This window comes from Bradyrhizobium sp. UNPA324 (assembly GCF_006658635.1).
Lineage (GTDB): Bacteria > Pseudomonadota > Alphaproteobacteria > Rhizobiales > Xanthobacteraceae > Bradyrhizobium > Bradyrhizobium nanningense.
In genome coordinates, this window is record NZ_LFJD01000004.1 from 3,739,254 (window position 1) to 3,759,153 (window position 19,900).

The window sequence follows — 19,900 nt, forward strand, 5'->3', positions numbered from 1 at the left end:
GCCAACGGATAACAACAATGACAGACGCTTCGAAGAACGTTGCTTTCATCGGGATCGGCAAGATGGGCCTGCCGATGTCGGTGCTCGTTGCCAAGGCCGGCTACACCGTGACCGCGTTCGATCAGAGCGCAGCGCGGCTCAATGATGCGCGCGCCCAAGGCATTTCGATCGCGGCATCGCCGGCCGAGGCCGTCAGCGGCAAGGCCGCGGTCGTCACTTCCCTGCCCGATGACGCGGCGTTGCGCGGCGCGATGCTCGGCCCCGCCGGCCTGATCGCCGCGATGGCGCCGGGCGCCGTCTTGATCGAGACCAGCACCGTCAGCGTCGAAGCCTCCACTGAAGTCGCCGCCGGCGCGCAGGCGCGTGGCATTGCCTATCTTCGTGCGCCGGTCTCCGGCAACGCCAGCATCGTTCATACCGGCGCGCTAACTTGCTTCGTCTCGGGGCCGAAGGACGCCTTCGAGAACGCAAAACCGCTGTTCGGCGCCTTCACCCGCGCCCAGACCTATCTCGGGCCGGCCGAGGAAGCGCGCTACGCAAAGCTCTCGGTCAATCTGATGATCGCCGTGTCGGCGGCGATGATGGCGGAGAGCCTGGCACTGGCGCGCAAGGGCGGCATCGCCTGGCAGGACATCCTGAATGTGCTGGACGACAGCGCGGTCGCTTCACCCATGGTCAAGTACAAGACCGCGCCGCTCAGGACGCGCGATTTCGAGTCGACCTTCTCCTGCAAGCAGATGGCCAAGGATCTCGACCTGATCCTTGGTGCCGGCCATGCCGTCGGCGTGCCGCTTCAGCTCGCAGCCCAAGTGCGCGAGACCTATGGCTCGCTGGTCGCGCAGGGCGACGGCGACACCGATTTCATCGCCACCGTCAAGCATCTCGAGCGGCTGTCCGGCCTCGGCGAGCCAAAACTCTGATCCGCGGAGCCTCCTATGCGTAACTTCAACGAGAACACGATCACCGAGGCAGTGCTGGAGCGGATCGCGGGTTCAACCGATCGACGCATCAAAGAGGTCAGCGAAGCGCTGGTCCGGCATCTTCACGCCTTTGTCCGCGAGGTGCGTCCGACCCAGAAGGAATGGCAGTTCGGCATCGATTTCCTGACCCGCACCGGGCACATGTGCAACGACAAGCGCCAGGAATTCATCCTGCTGTCGGACACGCTCGGCGTCTCCATGCTGGTCGATGCGATCAACCATCCGGTACCGGAAGGCGCGACCGAGACCACGGTGCTCGGGCCATTCTTCGTGCAGGCCGCGCCGGAGAAGGAAAGTGGTGCCGACATCTCCGGCCCGATGGAAGGTGATCCGATGCTGGTCACCGGCTCGGTCTCGACCGTCGACGGCAAGCCGCTGGCGGGTGCCGTCGTCGACGTCTGGCACTCCGATGACGACGGCTATTACGACGTGCAGCAGCTCGACCAGATCGGCGATCTCGCGATGCGCGCGCGCTTCCATACCGACGCCAATGGCCGCTTCCATTTCTGGTCGATCAAGCCTGCCGCCTATCCGATCCCCCATGACGGCCCGGTCGGCGACATGCTGGAGGCGCAGGGACGCCATCCCTGGCGCCCCGCGCATGTTCACTTCATGATCTCGGCGCCCGGCTTCGAGCAGCTGGTGACGCACGTGTTCGTTGCCGGCGACCGATATCTCGACAGCGACGTGGTGTTCGGCGTCAAGGACAGCCTGATCCGGGAGTTCGTCCGTCATCCCGCCGGCCGTGCACCGGATGGCCGCATGGTGGAGCGCGAATATTTTCATCTCAACTATGATTTCGGTTTGAAGCAGGTTGCGAGCAACACAAGAGCCGCCTAAGCCGGACGACAACACAGAGGACCGGAAAGAGTCCGCGATCGGGGTAGACAGGGAGCTGAGGATGGGACCGCAGGTCAGCGCGAGCATTTTGGCCGATCGCCTCACCGGCATGATCGGCCCGCGCGCGAGCGTTGCGCGCGGCGTGCTCGATCATCATGGGCAGAGCGAGTCGCACTACCGGAGCCTGCCGCCCGACATCGTCGTCTTTCCTGAAACCACACAGGAGGTCGTCGAGATCGTCAAGCTGTGCGCGGGCGCGGGCATGCCGATCGTGCCGTTCGGCGTCGGCACCTCGCTCGAAGGCAATGCCGCTGCCGTCGCGGGCGGCGTCTGCTTCGACTTCGCGCGGATGAACAAGGTGCTGGCCGTGCACGACAGCGATATGGATGTCGTGGTGCAGCCCGGCATCACCCGCAAGCGGCTCAATGCGGAGCTGCGTAACACCGGGCTGTTCTTCCCGATCGATCCTGGCGCCGACGCCTCGATCGGCGGTATGACCTCGACGCGCGCCTCCGGCACCATGGCCGTGCGCTATGGCACCATGAAGGACAACGTCATGGCGCTCGAGGTGGTGCTGGCGGACGGCCGCGTGATCCGCACCGCCAGGCGTGCGCGAAAGTCGGCAGCGGGCTATGACCTGACCCGCATGTTCGTCGGCGCGGAAGGCACGCTCGGCGTCATCACCGAGATCACGCTGAAGGTGCATCCCGTACCACAGGCGATCTCGGCTGCCGTCTGCAGCTTCGACACGCTGCATGACGCCGTCGACACCGCGATCTCGGTGATTCAGTCCGCGATCCCGGTGGCCCGCATCGAGCTGCTCGACGATGTCATGATGCGCGGCATCAACGCCTACGCCAAGCTCGGCTATCGCGAGACCGCTACCCTGTTCTTCGAATTCCACGGTACCGGGGCGTCAGTCGCCGAGCAGGCGGAGGCCGCGCAGGCGATCGCCGCCGATCATGGCGGCCATGGCTTCGCCTGGGCCAAAGCACCGGAGGACCGCAGCCGGCTCTGGCACGCCCGCGACAACACGCTTTATGCCGGTTTGGGCCTGCGGCCCGGCGCGCGCGCGGTGATCACCGATGTCTGCGTGCCGATCTCGCGGCTGGCTGAATGCCTGACCGAGACGCGGCGGGACGCAGACGAGCACGGCTTCACCGCGCCGATCGTCGGCCATGTCGGCGACGGCAATTTCCACATGCTGATCCTGATCGATCCGGCCAAGCCGGAGGAAGCCGAAGGCGCCAAGGCGCTGCAGGCCCGCATGGTCGCCCGCGCCATCGCGATGGACGGCACCTGCACCGGCGAGCACGGCATCGGGCTCGGAAAGATCGACTATCTCACCGACGAGCTCGGCGAGGCCGTCGACGTGATGCGATCGATCAAGCGCGCGCTCGATCCGGATGGACTGATGAATCCTGGCAAGATCTTTGCGCGCGGAGCCAAGGCATGAGTGACAAGGCATGAGCGACGCGCTCCCGATCGAGGTCACCTCGCCCATGCCGTTGCTGGAGCTTCGCGGCATCCGCAAGGAATTCCCCGGCGTCAAGGCGCTGGATGACGTGTCCTTTGCCGTCTACCCCGGCGAAGTGCACATGCTGCTCGGCGAGAACGGCGCCGGCAAGTCGAGCCTGATGAAGGTGCTGTGCGGCGCCTATCGCGCTGACGCCGGTGAGTTTTTCTACAAGGGCGAGAACGTCGCGATCTCATCGACCGCGGATGCGCAGAAGCTCGGCATTGCCGTGATCTTCCAGGAATTCTCGCTGGTCCCCTATCTCGACATCGCCCAGAACATCTTCCTTGGACGTGAGCCGGGGGGACGCGTCCCCGGCACCATCGACCGCCGCAAGATCCTGGCCGATGCCAAGCGCGTGCTCGATACGATCGGTTTCGACATCGATCCCTCCACCATCGTCGACAAGCTCGGTGTGGCGCAGCAACAGATGGTCGAGATCGCGAAAGCGATCAGCCAGGACGCCCGCATTCTCGTCATGGACGAGCCGACCGCGGCACTGTCCGACCGCGAGACCGAGCTGCTGTTCGCTTTGATCGCGCGGCTAAAGGCCGACGGCGTCGCCATCGTCTATATCTCGCATCGCATGGCCGAGGTGTTCGCCATCGGAGATCGCATCACTGTGCTGCGTGACGGCCGCCGCATCGACGGCGTCAGGCCCGCCGACGTCACGCCGGACCAGCTCGTCCGCATGATGGTCGGCCGCAACGTCGACATGACCTATCCGCGCCACTTTGCCGACAAGCCGGGCGAGGTACTGCTGGAGGTCAAGGGCCTGACCGCGCCGACCGGCATCTCCGACATCAACATCGAGGTTCGCCGGGGCGAGATCGTCGGCCTGTGCGGCCTGGTCGGCTCCGGCCGCAGCGAGGTCGCACGCGCCATCTTCGGCGCCGATCCCGTGACGTCAGGCGAGATCATCTTCGACGGCAAGACGATTTCGGGCGAGCCGGACCTCGCTGCCCGCCGCGGCATCGCGCTGATCCCGGAGAGCCGCAAGAGCGAGGGTCTCGCGCTGCTGCGGACGGTCAGCGACAATTTGGTGGTCTCGGCGCTGAGGAAACTCTTTCCGAGCGGCCTGTTCGACCAACGCTCGGCCCAGCGCACCGCCGATGGCCTGATCCGGCAACTCCGCATTGCGACACCAAGCGCGCGCCAGACTGTCGGCCTGCTCTCCGGTGGCAACCAGCAGAAGGTCGTGATCGGAAAATGGCTGGCGGCCGGCTCAAAACTCTTCATCTTCGACGAGCCGACGCGCGGCATCGACATCGGCGCCAAGTCCGAGATTTTTGCGCTGATCGACCGCCTCGTCGCCGAAGGCGCGGCCGCGCTGATGATCTCGTCCGAGCAGATCGAGATCTGCCACGTTTGCGACCGCGCCTATGTGATGCGCGAGGGTCGCATCGCCGGGCATCTGACGCGAAACGAACTGACCGAGGAAAACATCGTGCGACTGGGGATGCATCATGCGTGAGGCCGCGGTCGCTTCAGAACCCCATCCGCTGCAACGCATTCCCGGCGTTGCCATCGTGCTGGTGCTGCTCATCGCCCTGTTCGGCGCGATCGCGCCCGGCTTCCTGTCGGTCGCCAACCTCTCCAACGTGCTGGTGCAGTCGACCATCCTGACCATGCTCGCCCTGCCGATGACCTTGATCATCATGACCGAAGGGCTGGACCTGTCGATGGGCGCGGTGCTGACGCTGACCTCGCTTTGCGTCGCCATCGTCTCGCTTGCGACCAAGTCGATGCTGCTGGGCCTGGGCGCCGGCCTCTTGGTCGGTGCGGCCTTTGGCACGGTCAACGGCTGGCTGGTCGCGATCCTGGGCATTCCGCCGTTCGTCGCGACGTTGGGCACGCTCGGCATGGCGCAAGGCCTGTCGCTGATCGTCAGCGACGGCCAGAGCGTGGTCGGCATCCCTCACAGCGTGCGCGACATCTATTCGGCGACGCTGCTTGGCATACCCGTGCCGATCGTGATGGCGCTGGTCACCTACGCAGCGTTCCACGGCCTGCTCTATCACACCCGCTTCGGCACCTACATTTTCGCGCTCGGCGGCAACCGCGAAGCCTTGCGCTATGCCGGTCTGTCGCCGAGCAGGCTGCTGATCGCGGTCTACGCGATCGGCGGCGCCATGGCGGGCATCGCTGGCCTGTTGATGACGGCGCGGATGAATTCCGGGCACCCCACCGCCGGCCTCGGCCTGGAATTCGATGCCATCGCCGCCGTCGCCGTCGGCGGCACCTCGTTCGAGCGCGGCAATGGCTGGCTGCTCGGCACCCTGCTCGGGGTCCTTTCCGTCGGCGTACTCCGCAACGGGCTCAACCTGATCTCGCTGCCGTCCTCGGTGCAGGTCGCCAGCGTCGGCGTGCTCGTCATCGTCGCGCTGTTCCTCGATGGTCTCAGGAGCCGCGCATGACTGACATCACCAAAGAGGCGATCATGCCGCCCCGCTCCTTCCTGTCGCAGGACGCGATCCAGGTGTTCTACCGCCTGCTCGCTGCACTCCTGATCTGCGCGGTGCTTGCCGTGCTCAGCGATTCCTTCCTGAGCCTCGGCAACATCCTCAATGTGCTCCGCCAGGCCAGCCTGACCTTCTTCATCGCCTCCGGCCTGACGCTGGTGGTGCTGACCGCGGGCCTTGATCTGTCCGTCGGTGCCAATGTCGCGCTGTCCGCCTGCATCGCCGGCACCGTGATCCACAAGACCGGCTCGCCGGCGCTCGGCATCCTCACCGGGCTCGCCTGCGGCGGGCTCGTTGGCCTCCTCAACGGCATCATGGTCACGGCGCTGCGCATCCCCTCCTTCATCGCCACCTATGGCATGCTCTGGGTGCTGAACGGCCTGACCTATTGGTACATGGCGGGCGAGACGCTGCACGGCTTTCCGGCAGGTTTCCGCCAGATCGGCAGCGGCTATCTGTTCGGCCTGCCGATTCCGGTCTATCTGCTGCTGGTGTTTCTCGGAATCGGGACGCTGTTCGCGCAGCGCACGATCTGGGGCCAGGAGATCTATGCGATCGGGGCCAATCCGGTCGCGGCGCGCCTCTCGGGCATTCCGGTGGCGCGGCGCCTGCTACTAGTCTACGCCGTCTCCGGCATCATGGCCGGCCTCGCCTCGATCATCTTCCTGTCGCGGCTCAATTCAGCCGAAGCCGACATCGGCGAAAGCCTGACCCTGCCCGCGATCGCGGCGGTGCTGATCGGCGGCACCTCGCTGTTCGGCGGCGTCGGCACCGTGTTCGGCACCTTCATCGGCGCGCTGATCCTGACCCTGGTGCTGAACGGCATGAACCTGCTCTCGGTCAGCGCCAATTGGCAGCCGCTCGTCACCGGCATCATCGTCATTCTCGCGGTCTGGCTCGACATGAAGACGCGCCGGCGCACGCAATGAGTTTCTAAGCGTTCCAACAAGCAAAACGAGGGATGGAGGCAATATGAAACAGAAACTGGGTTACCTTGCGCTGCCGCTGCTGATGGCGGCTGCGCTCACCAGCGAGGTGCGCGCCGACGGCGAGACCATCGCCGTCTTCACCAAAAACCAGACCAACCCGTTCTTCCAGACGGTGCGGGTCGGCGCCGACAACATGGCGAAGGCGCTGAACGCGAAGACGCTGCAATACATCCCGACCAAGCCGGATTCGATCCCCGAGCAGCTCAGCCAGATCGAGGACGTCGTGGTGAAGAAGCCGAGCGCGATCGTGTTCACGCCGGTCGACTACAAGGCGATGGTGCCGGGCGTCGAGAAGATCAACGAGGCCAAGATTCCCGTCGTCAACATCACCGACCGTTCCGCCGGCGGAAAATTCCTGTCCTTCGTCGGCGCCGACGATTACAGCCTTGGCTTGGAGACCGCGCGCTTTCTGCTCAAGACGCTCGGCGGCAAGGGCAACATCGTCATCATCGAGGGCGTCAAGGGATCACTGACCAATGTCGACCGCGTCCGCGGCTTCAACGACGCGCTGAAGGAGGCGCCCGGCGCCAAGCTCTTGGCCTCGCAACCGGGCAATTACCAGCGGCTGCAGGCGCTCCAGGTCATGGAGAACCTAATGCAGTCGAATTCGCAGATCGACGGCGTGCTTGCCGCCAACGACGCCATGGCCGTCGGCGCGATCGAGGCGCTCGACGGCGCCAACCGCAAGGCGCAGGTGATCGGCATCAACGGCACCAAGGAGGCGATCGACGCGATCAAGTCCGGCAAGCTGCTCGCGAGCGGCGACTACAACGGATTTGCGCAAGGCTGCCTCGGCACCATGATGACGATCCGCGCTTTGCGCAATCAGCCGGTCATCGCCGAGATCGTGCTGAAGCCGACCGTGATCACCAAGGACAATTACCAGCCGTTCGACGTGCCGCTGGAGCAGCGCACCTGCCCGACCTTCGAGGACGCCAGCAAGCTCGGGGCCAAGTAAGCTCATCCATCACATCCGGGCGGTCGCTTCGGCGGCCGTCCCAAGAACCAAGGTCAAGAAACGGAGACCCCATGCTGTTCGCCATTCACGCCGTCGACCGCGCCGGCGCGCTGCCGACCCGGCTCGCCAATTACGATGCGCACAAGGCGTTTCTGAGCGATACCTCGCGCTTCGGCGTCAAGATCGTAATGTCGGGGCCGCTCGTCTCCGACGACAGCCAGACGATGATGGGCAGCCTGTTCCTGGTCGAGGCGCCCGGCCGCGCCGAGGTCGAGACCTTCAATCGCGCCGATCCGTTTGCCGCCGCCGGCATCTGGGAAAAGGTCACGATCACGGGCTTCCTGCGCCGGCAGGGTTGAGATCAGCCCCATCAAAAGCGCGAAAACAACCCCATGCACAGTAGAACCGGGCTTGTTTTTGCTGACGAATTTCCAACGCGAATTTCACCCTCTAGCTGCTCGTCGTCGCCGCGCCCTCTTCGAGATGACAGGCCACCCACTGCTCAGGACCGGCCGCGCGAAGCACCGGCTCTTCGACCCGGCAGCGGTCGAAGACGAACGGGCAGCGGGTATGGAAGCGACATCCCTTCGGCGGATTGATCGGGCTCGGCACGTCGCCCTTGAGGATGATGGGATTGCGCTGGGCGCCAGGTTCGGGCAGCGGCACCGCGGACAGCAGCGCTTTGGTATAGGGATGTCTGGGCGCAGCAAAGATCTCGCGGCGCGGCGCCACCTCCACGATCTTGCCGAGATACATCACCGCGACGCGGTGGGTCATGTGCTCGACGATGGCGAGGTCGTGGCTGATGAACAAGAGCGCGAGGCCGAACTCGCTCTGGAGATCCTGCAAGAGATTGACGATCTGCGCCTTGACCGAAACGTCGAGCGCGGAGACCGCCTCGTCGCATACGATCAGCTCGGGATCGGCCGCCAGCGCCCGCGCGATGCCAATGCGCTGACGCTGGCCGCCGGAGAATTCGTGCGGCCTGCGGTTCAATGCCTCGCGCGGCAGTCGCACGGTGTCCATCAGCGCCGTGAGGCGAACTTCGAGATCCTCGGCGGATTTGGCGAGGCCGAAATTGCGGATCGGCTCGGCCAGAATGTCGCGCACCCGCATGCGGGGATTGAGGCTGGAGAATGGATCCTGGAACACGACCTGCACGCGCCGGCGCATCTGGCGCATCGTGCTTGGTGCGGCATCGTCAATACGCTGACCGTCGAGGATCACCTGTCCGGCGGTGATGTCGAACAGCCGCAGAATGGCGCGACCGACCGTCGACTTGCCGCAACCGGACTCGCCGACCAGCGACAGCGTCTCGCCGCGCGCGATCTCGAAGGAGACGCCGTCGACCGCATAGACGAATTCGGACTTGCGGCTGAACAGGCCGGCCTTGACCGGAAAATGCTTCTTGAGGTCGTTGACCTGGAGTAGCGGAGGGCTCATGCCGCGGCGGCTCCCTTGGCCGCGTAGTGACAGGCGGCGATGTGGCGCGGGCCCTTCTCTTCGAGCCCCGGCGCGTATTGACGGCAAAGATCGGTCGCGAGCGCGCAGCGGCCGGCGAAGACGCAGCCGCTGATCGGCTTGCGCAGATCGGGCACCTGCCCGGGAATCTCGGCCAGCCGCCTCGCGGTGCCCGTCAGCGAGGAGCCGAGCCGAGGCACCGCACCTAACAGGCCTTGGGTATAGGGATGGCGCGGCGAACGGAACAGCTCGGCGACCGGCGCTTCCTCGACCTTGCGGCCGGCATACATCACCATGACGCGCTCAGCGATCTCGGCGACGACGCCGAGATCGTGGGTGATCAGGATGATCGCGGCGCCGACCCGGCGCTTCAGATCCAGCATCAGCTTGAGGATCTGCGCCTGGATCGTCACGTCGAGCGCGGTTGTGGGCTCGTCCGCAATCAGGAGCTTCGGATTGCAGGCGAGTGCGATCGCGATCATGACGCGCTGGCGCATGCCGCCGGAGAGCTGGTGCGGATATTCGCGCACCCGCCGCTTCGGCTCGGGAATGCCGACCAACGTCAGCATTTCGATCGCGTGTGTCTCGGCGGCCTGCTTGTCCAGGCCCTGATGGATCATCAGGGTCTCGCGGATCTGGCGGCCGACGGTCAGGACCGGATTGAGACTCGTCATCGGCTCCTGGAAGATCATCGAGATGTCGTTGCCGCGGATCGCGCGCATCTCGCGGTCAGACAGATTCAGGAGATCTTTGCCCGCAAAGCGGATGCTGCCAGCGATCCTGCCCGGCGGCTCCGGGATCAGGCGCATCAGGGACATCGAGGTCACCGACTTACCGCAACCGGATTCGCCGACGATGGCGAGCGTCTCGCCTTCGTCGACATGGAAGGACACGCCGTCCACCGCCCGGTTGATGCCGCCGGGGGTACGGAAATGGGTCTGGAGATTGTCGACTTCGAGCAATGCCATCGTGATCAGCCTCGATCCATCACAGGCAACATCACAGGCTCTTGGCCATGCGCGGGTCGAGCGCGTCGCGAAGGCCGTCGCCGAGCAGGTTCACCGCGAGCACGGTGATGGACAGGAAGGCCGCCGGAAAGAACACGATGTAGGGCTTGACCTGCCACAGCGCGCGGCCCTCGGCCATGATGTTGCCCCAGGATGGAATGGTCGGCGGCGTGCCGGCGCCGATGAAGGACAGGATCGCCTCGGTGATCATGGCGCTGGCGCAGATATAGGTCGCCTGCACCAGCATCGGCGCAACCGTGTTCGGCAGGATGTGGCGCAAAATGATCATGGGCGTGCGCGTGCCGCAGGCCACGGCGGCATCCACATAGGCCTGCTCGCGCAAGGACAGCACGACGCTGCGAACGAGACGCGAGACGCGTGGGATCTCGGCGACAGTGATCGCGAGGATGACGTTCCCGACACTGCCGCGCGTCAGCGCCATCAGCGCGATCGCGAGCAGGATCGGCGGGATCGACATCAGACCGTCCATGAAGCGCATCAGGATGCCGTCGGCCCAGCGGATGAAGCCGGAGACCATGCCGATGGCAAGCCCCGCAGCGGATGCGAAGATCGCGACCGATAGCCCGACCGTGAGCGAAACCCGCGCACCGAACAGCACGCGCGAATAGATATCGCGGCCGAGCACGTCGGTGCCGAACCAGAAATCAGCCGACGGTGCCCGCGTGCGTTTGGCTGGCGCGAGCGCGGTCGGATCGACCGTCCCGAGATATGGCGCAAAAATCGCGATCAGGACCAGCGTCAGCAGCAGTGCGGCGCCGATCGCGACGGTGGGATGGCCGCGGAGGAGGCCGACGAAGCCGCGTCGGATCCTGACCGGCCGGAGAATCTCCGGCAATTGCGGCGCGAGGACGAGGCCGGTGGGAAGCGATTGCGGATCGACGGTCGTGTCGGTCAATAGCGGATCCTCGGGTCAACGAGCGTGTAGATGACGTCGATCATCAGATTGACGAGGACGTAGACGAAGCTGAACAGCAGCACGATGCCCTGGATGACGGGATAGTCGCGCCGCAGGATCGCGTCGATCGTGAGCCGGCCGAGGCCGGGAATCGCGAACACGCTCTCCGTCACGACCGCACCGCCGATCAGGAGCGCGATGCCGATTCCGATCACCGTCACGATCGGCACCGCCGCGTTCTTGAGCGCGTGAATGAACAGGATGCCGCCCTGCCCGAGGCCCTTGGCCTTGGCGGTGCGGATATAGTCCTGCTGCAACACTTCGAGCATGGCGGCGCGGGTGATGCGTGCGACCAGCGCGATGTAGACACAACCGAGCGCGATTGCCGGCAGAATCAGGTTCTCGAGCCACGGCCAGAAGCCTGAGCTGAGCGGCGTGTAGCCTTGCACCGGAAGCCATTCGAGCTCGAGCGCGAAGATGTAGGCGAGCATATAGCCGACCACGAAGACAGGCAGCGAGAAGCCGAACACGGCAAAGCCCATGATGACGCGGTCGATCAGGCTGCCCGCTTTCCACGCCGCCACGACGCCGAGCGGCACCGCCACCGCGATCGTGAGCAGCAGCGTGACGATCATCAGCGACAGCGTCGGTCCGAGGCGCTGTCCGATCATCGCCGACACCGGCAGGTTGGTGAAGATCGAGGTGCCGAGATCGCCGTGCAGGATGCGCCAGACCCAGCCACCGAACTGGATCAGGAAGGGTCGGTCGAGACCGAGGCTCTGGCGGATGCGCTCTACATCCTCCGGACTCGCCTGGTCGCCAGCGATCACCACGGCAGGATCACCCGGCGCGATGTAGAGCAGGCTGAACACGAACAGCGCGACGATAGCCATGACCGGAAGGGTCGCGACGATGCGACGGAGGATGAAGGAGAGCATCTGGCCTCAGCGCGCGATCATGCAGACTTCGACACACCCCAGAAGAACGGCAGCGGCCCCTTGGCGATGCCGGAGACGTTCTTGCGCCAAGCCGTGTAGGTCAGGAAGAAGCCGGTCGGCGCGTAGACGACATCCTCGAGCGCCGCCTTGTTGACCCGCCCGATCGCCGCTTTCTCTTCCTCAAGATTCTTGGCGTCGAACCAGCCCGTGATCTCCTTTTCGGTATTCGGGCTGTTGGGCCAGCCGAACCAGGCCTTGTCGCCGTTGGCGCGGATGGCGGTGTAGGCGGCGGGCGTGATGCAGTCGGCGCCGGCATGCCAGCTGTGGAACATGTTCCAGCCGCCCTGCCCCGGCGGCGTCTTCGCCGCACGGCGGGAGCCGACCGTGCCCCAGTCGGTGGCGACGAAGTCGACATTCATGCCGAGCTTCTTGAGAAGATCGGCCGTGACGTCGCCTTGCGCCTTCGTGATCGGCTGGTCCTGCGCCACCAGGCACGTCACCGGCTGGCCGGCATAGCCGCTCTCGGCGAGCAGCTTCTTGGCCGCGTCGAGATCGCGCTTGCCCTTGAGGATCTCGCCGCCCAGCTCGCTGTAGAGCGGGGTATCGGGCGTGAAGAAGCCGGGCAGCGGCTTCCACAGTGCGGTATCGTCGCCGACGATCGCGCGCATGTAGTCTTCCTGGCTCATCGCCATCAGCACCGCGCGCCTTGCCCGCACATCGTTGAACGGCGCGAACAGATGGTTCATGCGGAACGAGCCGATATTGCCGAGGGGATCGCCGATATCGACGCTGATGTTCTTGTTCTTCTTAAGGACGGGCACGAGATCGGCGATCGGGTTTTCCCACCAGTCGACCTCGCCGTTCTGCAAGGCGGCCGCCGCTGTGGCCGGATCCGGCATCACGATCCATTCCACGCGATCGACCATCATCTGCTTGCCGCCGGCAAGCCACGATGCCTTCTCCTGGCGCGGCACGTAGTCGGCGAACTTCTCGAACACGGCCTTGGCGCCAGGCACCCACTCGCCCTTGGCGAACTTCATCGGACCCGAGCCGACATACTCCGTGATCTGCTTGAAGGGATCGGTCTTCGCAATGCGCTCGGGCATGATGAAGGAGCACGGCGCGTTGTTCTTGGCCAGCGCGTAGAGCATTTTCGGGAACGGCTGCTTCAAGACCCATTTGAAGGTGCGGTCGTCGACGGCCACCAGCTCTTGCTGGATCGCGATGATCATCAGGCCCATCGGATCGCGCGCCGCCCAGCGCGAGAGGCTCGCGACGACGTCCTTGGCCAGCACCGGCTCGCCGTCGTGAAACTTGAGACCAGGCCGCAAGCGGAACGTCCAGGCCTTGCCGTCGTCGGAGGTCTCCTCGGACTCGACCATCTGGCGCTGCGGCTGAAGCTGCGCGTCGATGCCGTAGAGCGTGTCCCAGACCAGCGCGGCCGCATTACGCACGACATATTGCGTGCCCCAGATCGGATCGAAATTGGCGAGATTGGCCTGGGGCACGAAACGCAGGGTGCGGGCCGATGCGCCTTGCGCGATGGCCGGTGCCGAGAGGCCGGTCAATGCCAGACCGCCCGCGCCAGCCAGTCCCTTCAATACGGTCCTGCGATCCATGAAGTCCTCCCAGTAATGCCGTGATGCCGGCCATCGTTGGCCAAGAGCAGGTGAAGCCAGAGCCCATTGGCGTGCAAATGGTATGCCACTAACCGGCCCTTCGCCAGCAGGATCTCATCGCGATTTGGGCGGGCCCTAGCCTCAACTCAGACCTCAAAGAGCCGACGCCAGCATCTCGCCGGTCTCGATATGCGGGATCGCCTCGACCAGCTTGCGCGTGTAGTCGGTCTTCGGATTGTCGAACAGCGCCCGGCTCTCGCCCTGCTCCACGATGCCGCCATTGCGCAGCACGATGGTGCGGTCGCAGAGCATGCGCACCACGTTGAGATCGTGGCTGACGAACAGCAGCGCGATGTCGTTCTCGCGCCGCAGGCGGTCGAGCAATTGCAGTACTACCGCCTGCACCGAGACATCGAGCGCGGCGGTCGGCTCGTCCAGCACCAGGAGCCGCGGCCGGCAGGCAATGGCACGGGCGATGCCGACGCGGGCCTTCTGGCCGCCGGAGAGCTGATGCGGAAAGCGCGGCAACAGATCCCGCGGCAATCCGACCCTCTCGGCGCATTCTTCGACCCGTTGGCGCAGGGCCTCGCCCGCACGCATGCCATCGAGCCGCAGCAGCGGGTGTGCGATACAATCGTAGGCCGTAAACCGCGGATTGAGGCTCTCGTTCGGATCCTGGAACACCATCTGGATGTCTTTACGCAGGGGCGAACGGTGAAAGTCGCGTGAGGCGACGTGACCGATCGAATGCCCATCGAACACGATGTCGCCTTCGCTCGGGTCGATCAGCCGGCAGATCACCCGCGACGTCGTGCTCTTGCCGGACCCGGACTCGCCGACGAGCCCGACGGCCTCGCCGCCGGCCATCGTCATCGAGAAGTCGGCAACCGCCGCGGAGCCCTGGTCGAAGCGTTTTGCCAATTTCCGCACCTCCAGGAGCGGCGGCGTGCCGTGCGCGGGCTCCGGCCGGGGCTTGCCGTTAACGGCCGTGTGGCGCTCCCGGTCCTCCTCCGCCACGAGGTCTTCGATGCGAGATGTCGCGGTCGGCGATGCCGCGACCAGACGTCTGGTGTAGGCATGCCGAGGCGCGCTGAAGAGAGCTTTGGGACGCGCCTCTTCGACGATGCGGCCCCGCTCCATCACGGCGATACGGCGGCAATAGCGCGCCGCCAGTCCGAGATCGTGCGTGATCAGGATCGTGGCCATGCCGCGCGCCGCGGCGATGTCCGCCAGAAGATCCATCACCACCTTCTGGGTGGTGACGTCGAGGCCGGTGGTCGGCTCGTCCGCGATCAGAAGCGCGGGATTGCAGGAGATCGCGATCGCGATCATGACTCGCTGGCACATGCCGCCGGAGAGCTCATGCGGATAGGCGTTCATCCGCGCCTCGGGATCGCGGATCTGCACCGCGCGCAGCAGGTCCAGCGCCTCCGCACGCGCGGCCTCCTTCGATATCTTCTTATGCGTCAGGATCGCGTCCGCGATCTGCAAGCCGATCGCCCGGATCGGATTGAGCGCCGCGCGCGGGTTCTGGAAGATCATCGACATCGCGGCGCCCTGGAGATGACGGAGGTCATCTCCCCTGAGCTTCGTCACATCTTGTCCGCGAAACAGGATCTTGCCGCCAGTGACCCGGCCGGCCGTATCGAGCAGCCGTGTCGTGGCAAAGCCGGTGACGGATTTGCCCGAACCGCTCTCGCCGACAAGGCCGAGCATCTCGCCCTTCTCGACCGAGAGAGTCACTCCGCGCACAGCTTCGACCATCCCGCGCCGCGTCGAGAACGCGACGTGGAGATCGTCGATCTTGAGCAGCTCCTCGCTCATGTGCGCATCCTGGGATCGAGAATGTCCCGCATCCCGTCACCGAGGAGATTGAAGCACAGCACGGCCAGCATCAGCGCGAGGCCCGGAAAGGCGACCAGCCACCATCGCCCCGTCGAGATGAAACGCGCGCCCTCCGCGACCATGATGCCCCATTCCGGCGTCGGCGGCCTGACGCCCAGGCCGATGAAGGACAGGCCGGCGGCATTCAATATGGCCCAGCCGAGATTGAGCGAGATCTGCACCGCCATCGCCGGCAGGATGTTCGGCAGCAGGAAGCGCAGCACCACTGAGAAATGGCTCTCGCCGCAGGCGCGCGCCGCCTCGACCCAGCCGACATCGCGCCTGACATTGACCTCGGCGCGCGCGAAGCGAATGTAGAAGGGAAGATTGATGATCGCGGTCGCGATCACGATGTTCTCGATCCGGTTGCCGAGGGCCGCGACCATGGCCATCGCCAGCACGAAGAGCGGAAAGGCCATCATGACGTCGACGAAACGCCCGACCGCGCGATCAAGCCGGCCGCCGGCATAACCACAGAAGGAACCGACCACCGCGCCGATCAGGAAGGAGATACCAACTGCTGAGACCGCAATTGCAAGGTCGAGTCGCGCGGCAATGATGAGGCGGCTGAACACGTCGCGGCCGAGCTGGTCCGTGCCGGCAATGTGCGCCGCGCTCGGCGGCAGCAGGGCCTGCGAGACATTCGAGGCCACGGCGTCATAGGGCACGATCCACGGTCCGAAGATCGCCACCAGGACGAAGAGGAATACGCCGGTCGCAGCGACGGCGGTCAGCGGATTGCCGCGCAGGATCCAGACCGAATGGCGGAGGGTCGCGCTGGTCATCCGATCGACACCCTGGGATCGGCGATGCCGTAGCAGATATCCACGACCAAATTGACCAGCACGAACAGGCTCGCCATCAGCAGCACGAAACCCTGCACCGGCGCGTAGTCGGAGGACAGCAGCGCATCGAGCGCATAGGAGGCAACGCCGGGCCAGGAGAACACCTTTTCCACCAACACGTTGGCGCCCAGCATGGTCGAGAACACGATGCCGGCGATGGTGATGACGGGAAGGATCGCGTTACGCAGTGCGTAGGTCACGACCACCTTGCGCCAGGACAATCCGACCGAGCGCGCGGTGCGCACGAAATCGCTGCCGAGCGACACCAGCATCGAGGCGCGGGTGATCCGCGCCAGCGGTGCGATCACGAACAAAGCCATGCTCACCGCCGGCAGGATCAGTTGCCTGCAGGCCGTCCACCAGCCTTCGATATCGCCGGCAAGCAGGAAATCGAAAGAGAGGAACCCGGTGTGTTGCGGCGGCAGCGAGGTGAAAACGTCGATCCGACCGGTCGGATCGGGCGCGAGCCCGAGCAGATAATAAAAGACGTAGATCAGCAGCAGGCCCGAGACGAAGGTCGGCACGCAGACGCCGAGCGCGCAGAACAGCCGCACGCCGTGATCGACCACCGATCCCGGACGCAGCGCCGCCATCACGCCGAGCGGCACCGCCGCAATCAGCGCGATCAGCAGCGCGGTGAAGGTGAGCTCCAGCGAGGCCGGCAGCCGCTCGCGCAGGTCATTCAGCACCGGCTGCCCCGTCATCATGGAGCGGCCGAGATTGCCGCGGCCGATGTCGGAGAGATAGAACACGAGTTGCTCCGGCACCGATTTGTCGAGCCCCATCTGCTTGCGGATCTGCTCGATCTCCTCTTTCCCGGCGTTGGGCCCCGAGGCGAAGAACACCGCGGGGTCGCCGGGCAACACGCGCATCAACAGAAAGGTGAAGACCAGCACACCGAACAGCGCCGGCAGCGACGACAGAAGCCGCCTGCCCGCCCGCACCATCGTTGCGCCAAGACCAGTCATCACCTTTCAGAGCTCCTTTCGCCTGACGCTATCACTTGCGGCTGACGTCGCGATAGTCGACCTGGCGGTGAAACTCGTAGGTGTAGCCCTCGATCGAGGACGCCATCACCGCATCCTGGTTGGGCTGCCACAGCATGACCTGCGGCATCAAGTCGGCATGCATCGCATTGAGCTTGCGGCCGGCCTCCTCGTACTTGGCCTTGTCCGGCTCAAAGCGGGCTTCCTGTGCGATTGCGGCGAGCTCGGGATTGTTGATCGAGCTGTAATTCCAGCGCTGATTGCCGGTGTAGAAGTTGCGATAGAAATAGTCGGTCGAGGGCAGCCAGGCGACGATGCCTTCGGTGAAGAAGGGTAGCTTCTTCTCGTTGATCTGCGTCGACATCTGAGCGTCCGGCAGCTTCTGGATGTCGACCTTGATCCCGATCTTGACAAGCGACTCCTTCACCAGCGCAGCCATCGGCTCGGCGGTCGAGGCCTGGCCGACATTGAAGCTGAACGTGGTCGAGAAGCCTTCCGGCAGGCCTGCAGCCTTCAGATATTCCTTGGCCTTGTCGAGATCCATCTTCACCGGCTGCTGGAACGGATAGATGCCGTTGAGCGGCTTTCCGTCCGGCCAGCTCGCACCGAACAAAGGCGCGCCGCGGCCAAACAGAGCGGCCTTGAACATGTCGTCATAGGGCAGCGCGAAGGCGATGGCGCGGCGGACATTGACGTTGTCAAAGGGCGGGATCTGGTTGTTCATCGAGACGAAGGTGATCGAATTGTACTGCGGTGTTGAAATCACCTTGAGCTTGCCCTTGGCCTCCAGCGATTGCACGTCGCTCGCCTGGAGATCGACCACGAGGTCGGCATCGCCGCGCTCGACCAGGTTAGCGCGGGTCGCCGGCTCCGGCACCGACTGGATGATCACGCGCTTGAAGAAGGCCGGCTTGTCGGGCGAGCCGCGGTTCCAGGCCTCGTTGCGCTTAGCGATTACCTGCTCGCCCGGCTTGAAGCTCTCGATCAAATAGGCGCCGCTGCCGGCGGTGTGCTCCTTCAACCAGGCGGTGGCCCAGGGGTCATCCGCGGTCGCGTGCTCCTTGGCGACCTTCGAGTTGATGATCATGGGATAGACGGTGGCGAGATTGGGCAGCGCAAGCTTGTCGGGCTTGGGCAACGTCACCTCGATGGTGAGAGAATCGATCACCTTGAACTGATCAGCCGACGTCAGGGAGCCCGTGAGCAGCTGCGCCTTGCCGAGGATCGGCGCGGTGACGCAGCGATCGAGCGACCATTTGACGTCGTCAGCCGTCACTGGCGAGCCGTCCTGGAACTTGGCATCCTTGCGCAGGCGGAATGTGATCCTCAAGCCGTCGGGGCTGACCTCGTAGGATTCAGCGAGCTCGCCCGTGATCTTGTCGAGATCGAACACCCATTTGCCGTCGAGCTGCTTGCGGCCGAACGCCACGAGCCGGTCATAGGTACTCATGCTCAGCGCGAAGGATTCGCGCGTCGAGCCCGGGATGTTGGGATCGAGCGTGTTGACCGATGCGCCCGTCACATAACGCAGCGTTTCCGCCCGCGTTTGCGCCTGCACAGGCGCGGTGGCGATGAGCAACAGCGCCGTAGTGGCGAGGACCGAGGACGTCAGCCTGAAAGACACAAAACGCATTCGTTTTTCCCTGAATTTCGAACCAGAACGCCAGCGAGGGTAGGTTAAGGAGAAAGCAAGTTGCGCGCCAGTCTCATGGCGTTCTTGCGGACGCTTGGGCGCGGTGAGCGCATCATTCATGCCGCGAGCCAGCCGCCGTCGACCACCATCACCGTGCCGGTCGTGAACGAGGACGCATCGCTGGCGAGGTGCAGGGCTGCCTGCGCGATCTCCTCAGGCACGCCGAACCGCTTCATGGCGTGGCGATTGCGAGAGGCTTCTCGCACTTCGTCCGGATTGACATGGCGAGCAAAGCTGCGGCGCAGCATCGGCGTATCGATCGCACCCGGCGCGATGGCGTTGACGCGGATACCGTCCGCGGCAAAATCCACGGCCATCGTCCGCGTCAGGCTGACGACGGCTCCTTTCGCGGCGATGTAGGCGCTGTTGCCCTTGCCGCCGGCCATCGCGAGCTGCGAGGCCAGCGTGATGATCGAGCCGCCCTTCTGCCGCTGCATCTGCCGCACGGCGGCTCGCGCCCACAGCCAGGTGCCGCCGACATTGGTGCGGAACACCGCGTCCCAGTCTTCCGGGCTCGTCGTCAGGATCGTGCCGCCGCAGGAGAAGCCGGCGGCGGTCATGAGGACGTCGAGCCTCCCGTGCCTCGCTATGACGTCGCCGACCACGGTCTCGGCCAGAGCGGCATCGCCGACGTCGCCGACGTGAATTATGGCCTCGCCGATCAGGTTTAGCGTTTCCTGCAGGCCCGCCGCATCGCGATCGACGAGAGCCAGCCGCGCGCCCTCCTCCGCGAACAGCTTTGCGCTGGCGCGGCCGATGCCCGAGCCCGCTCCCGTGATGATGGCCGTGCGCCCCTGCAGCCGCAT

Annotated in this window: 18 protein-coding genes; 8 read left to right on the forward strand and 10 right to left on the reverse strand. The window is 65.0% G+C overall.

Annotated features, from left to right (window positions below):
* Nucleotides 1-17 precede the first annotated feature (17 nt).
* The 8 genes from UNPA324_RS18145 (at nt 18) to UNPA324_RS18180 (ending at nt 8,104) form a co-directional block, all read left to right on the forward strand.
* A complete protein-coding gene (locus UNPA324_RS18145) occupies nt 18-920 on the forward strand; it encodes an NAD(P)-dependent oxidoreductase (RefSeq protein ID WP_141935258.1) in 903 nt (300 codons plus the stop codon).
* Between the two features lie 15 nt (nt 921-935).
* Nucleotides 936-1,820: an intradiol ring-cleavage dioxygenase gene (locus UNPA324_RS18150; protein ID WP_141935259.1), complete on the forward strand. Its 885-nt coding sequence runs from the start codon at nt 936-938 to the stop codon at nt 1,818-1,820.
* A 61-nt stretch (nt 1,821-1,881) separates the two neighbouring features.
* Nucleotides 1,882-3,276, forward strand: coding sequence for an FAD-linked oxidase C-terminal domain-containing protein (locus tag UNPA324_RS18155; RefSeq protein WP_141935260.1), 1,395 nt, complete (start codon nt 1,882-1,884; stop codon nt 3,274-3,276).
* Between the two features lie 10 nt (nt 3,277-3,286).
* Complete coding sequence (locus UNPA324_RS18160; protein WP_141935261.1) at nt 3,287-4,810, forward strand: sugar ABC transporter ATP-binding protein; 1,524 nt, start codon at nt 3,287-3,289, stop codon at nt 4,808-4,810.
* Complete coding sequence (locus tag UNPA324_RS18165; RefSeq protein WP_128922562.1) at nt 4,803-5,753, forward strand: ABC transporter permease; 951 nt, start codon at nt 4,803-4,805, stop codon at nt 5,751-5,753. Before UNPA324_RS18160 ends, UNPA324_RS18165 begins: the two co-directional genes overlap by 8 nt.
* Nucleotides 5,750-6,727: an ABC transporter permease gene (locus UNPA324_RS18170; protein ID WP_128922563.1), complete on the forward strand. Its 978-nt coding sequence runs from the start codon at nt 5,750-5,752 to the stop codon at nt 6,725-6,727. The genes UNPA324_RS18165 and UNPA324_RS18170 overlap by 4 nt, the downstream gene beginning before the upstream one ends.
* 43 nt (nt 6,728-6,770) lie before the next feature.
* A complete protein-coding gene (locus UNPA324_RS18175) occupies nt 6,771-7,745 on the forward strand; it encodes a sugar ABC transporter substrate-binding protein (RefSeq protein ID WP_128922564.1) in 975 nt (324 codons plus the stop codon).
* 71 nt (nt 7,746-7,816) lie between these two features.
* Nucleotides 7,817-8,104: a YciI family protein gene (locus UNPA324_RS18180; protein ID WP_128922565.1), complete on the forward strand. Its 288-nt coding sequence runs from the start codon at nt 7,817-7,819 to the stop codon at nt 8,102-8,104.
* Between the two features lie 91 nt (nt 8,105-8,195).
* On the opposite strand, the gene UNPA324_RS18185 is transcribed toward UNPA324_RS18180, so the two are convergent.
* The 10 genes from UNPA324_RS18185 to UNPA324_RS18230 form a co-directional block, all read right to left on the reverse strand.
* Nucleotides 8,196-9,188 carry an ABC transporter ATP-binding protein gene (locus UNPA324_RS18185; RefSeq protein WP_141935262.1) on the reverse strand — a complete coding sequence of 331 codons (993 nt, stop codon included), beginning with the start codon at nt 9,186-9,188 and terminating at the stop codon, nt 8,196-8,198.
* Nucleotides 9,185-10,174, reverse strand: coding sequence for an ABC transporter ATP-binding protein (locus UNPA324_RS18190; RefSeq protein WP_181769430.1), 990 nt, complete (start codon nt 10,172-10,174; stop codon nt 9,185-9,187). The genes UNPA324_RS18185 and UNPA324_RS18190 overlap by 4 nt, the downstream gene beginning before the upstream one ends.
* 31 nt (nt 10,175-10,205) lie before the next feature.
* Nucleotides 10,206-11,129 (reverse strand): ABC transporter permease, encoded by a 924-nt coding sequence (locus UNPA324_RS18195; protein WP_128922568.1) that lies wholly within the window; start codon nt 11,127-11,129, stop codon nt 10,206-10,208.
* Complete coding sequence (locus UNPA324_RS18200; RefSeq protein WP_128922569.1) at nt 11,126-12,067, reverse strand: ABC transporter permease; 942 nt, start codon at nt 12,065-12,067, stop codon at nt 11,126-11,128. The genes UNPA324_RS18195 and UNPA324_RS18200 overlap by 4 nt, the downstream gene beginning before the upstream one ends.
* A 17-nt stretch (nt 12,068-12,084) precedes the next feature.
* Complete coding sequence (locus UNPA324_RS18205; RefSeq protein WP_141935264.1) at nt 12,085-13,686, reverse strand: ABC transporter substrate-binding protein; 1,602 nt, start codon at nt 13,684-13,686, stop codon at nt 12,085-12,087.
* A 153-nt stretch (nt 13,687-13,839) separates the two neighbouring features.
* Nucleotides 13,840-15,510: a nickel ABC transporter ATP-binding protein NikE gene (gene nikE / locus UNPA324_RS18210; RefSeq protein WP_141935265.1), complete on the reverse strand. Its 1,671-nt coding sequence runs from the start codon at nt 15,508-15,510 to the stop codon at nt 13,840-13,842.
* The gene (locus UNPA324_RS18215; protein WP_141935266.1) at nt 15,507-16,355 is read right to left on the reverse strand and encodes an ABC transporter permease; all 849 of its coding nucleotides are present in this window, start codon (nt 16,353-16,355) and stop codon (nt 15,507-15,509) included. Before UNPA324_RS18215 ends, nikE begins: the two co-directional genes overlap by 4 nt.
* Nucleotides 16,352-17,386: an ABC transporter permease gene (locus tag UNPA324_RS18220; RefSeq protein WP_141935267.1), complete on the reverse strand. Its 1,035-nt coding sequence runs from the start codon at nt 17,384-17,386 to the stop codon at nt 16,352-16,354. Before UNPA324_RS18220 ends, UNPA324_RS18215 begins: the two co-directional genes overlap by 4 nt.
* A 28-nt stretch (nt 17,387-17,414) precedes the next feature.
* Nucleotides 17,415-19,034: an ABC transporter substrate-binding protein gene (locus UNPA324_RS18225; protein WP_141935268.1), complete on the reverse strand. Its 1,620-nt coding sequence runs from the start codon at nt 19,032-19,034 to the stop codon at nt 17,415-17,417.
* A gap of 116 nt (nt 19,035-19,150) precedes the next feature.
* A complete protein-coding gene (locus UNPA324_RS18230; RefSeq protein ID WP_141935269.1) occupies nt 19,151-19,900 on the reverse strand; it encodes an SDR family oxidoreductase in 750 nt (249 codons plus the stop codon).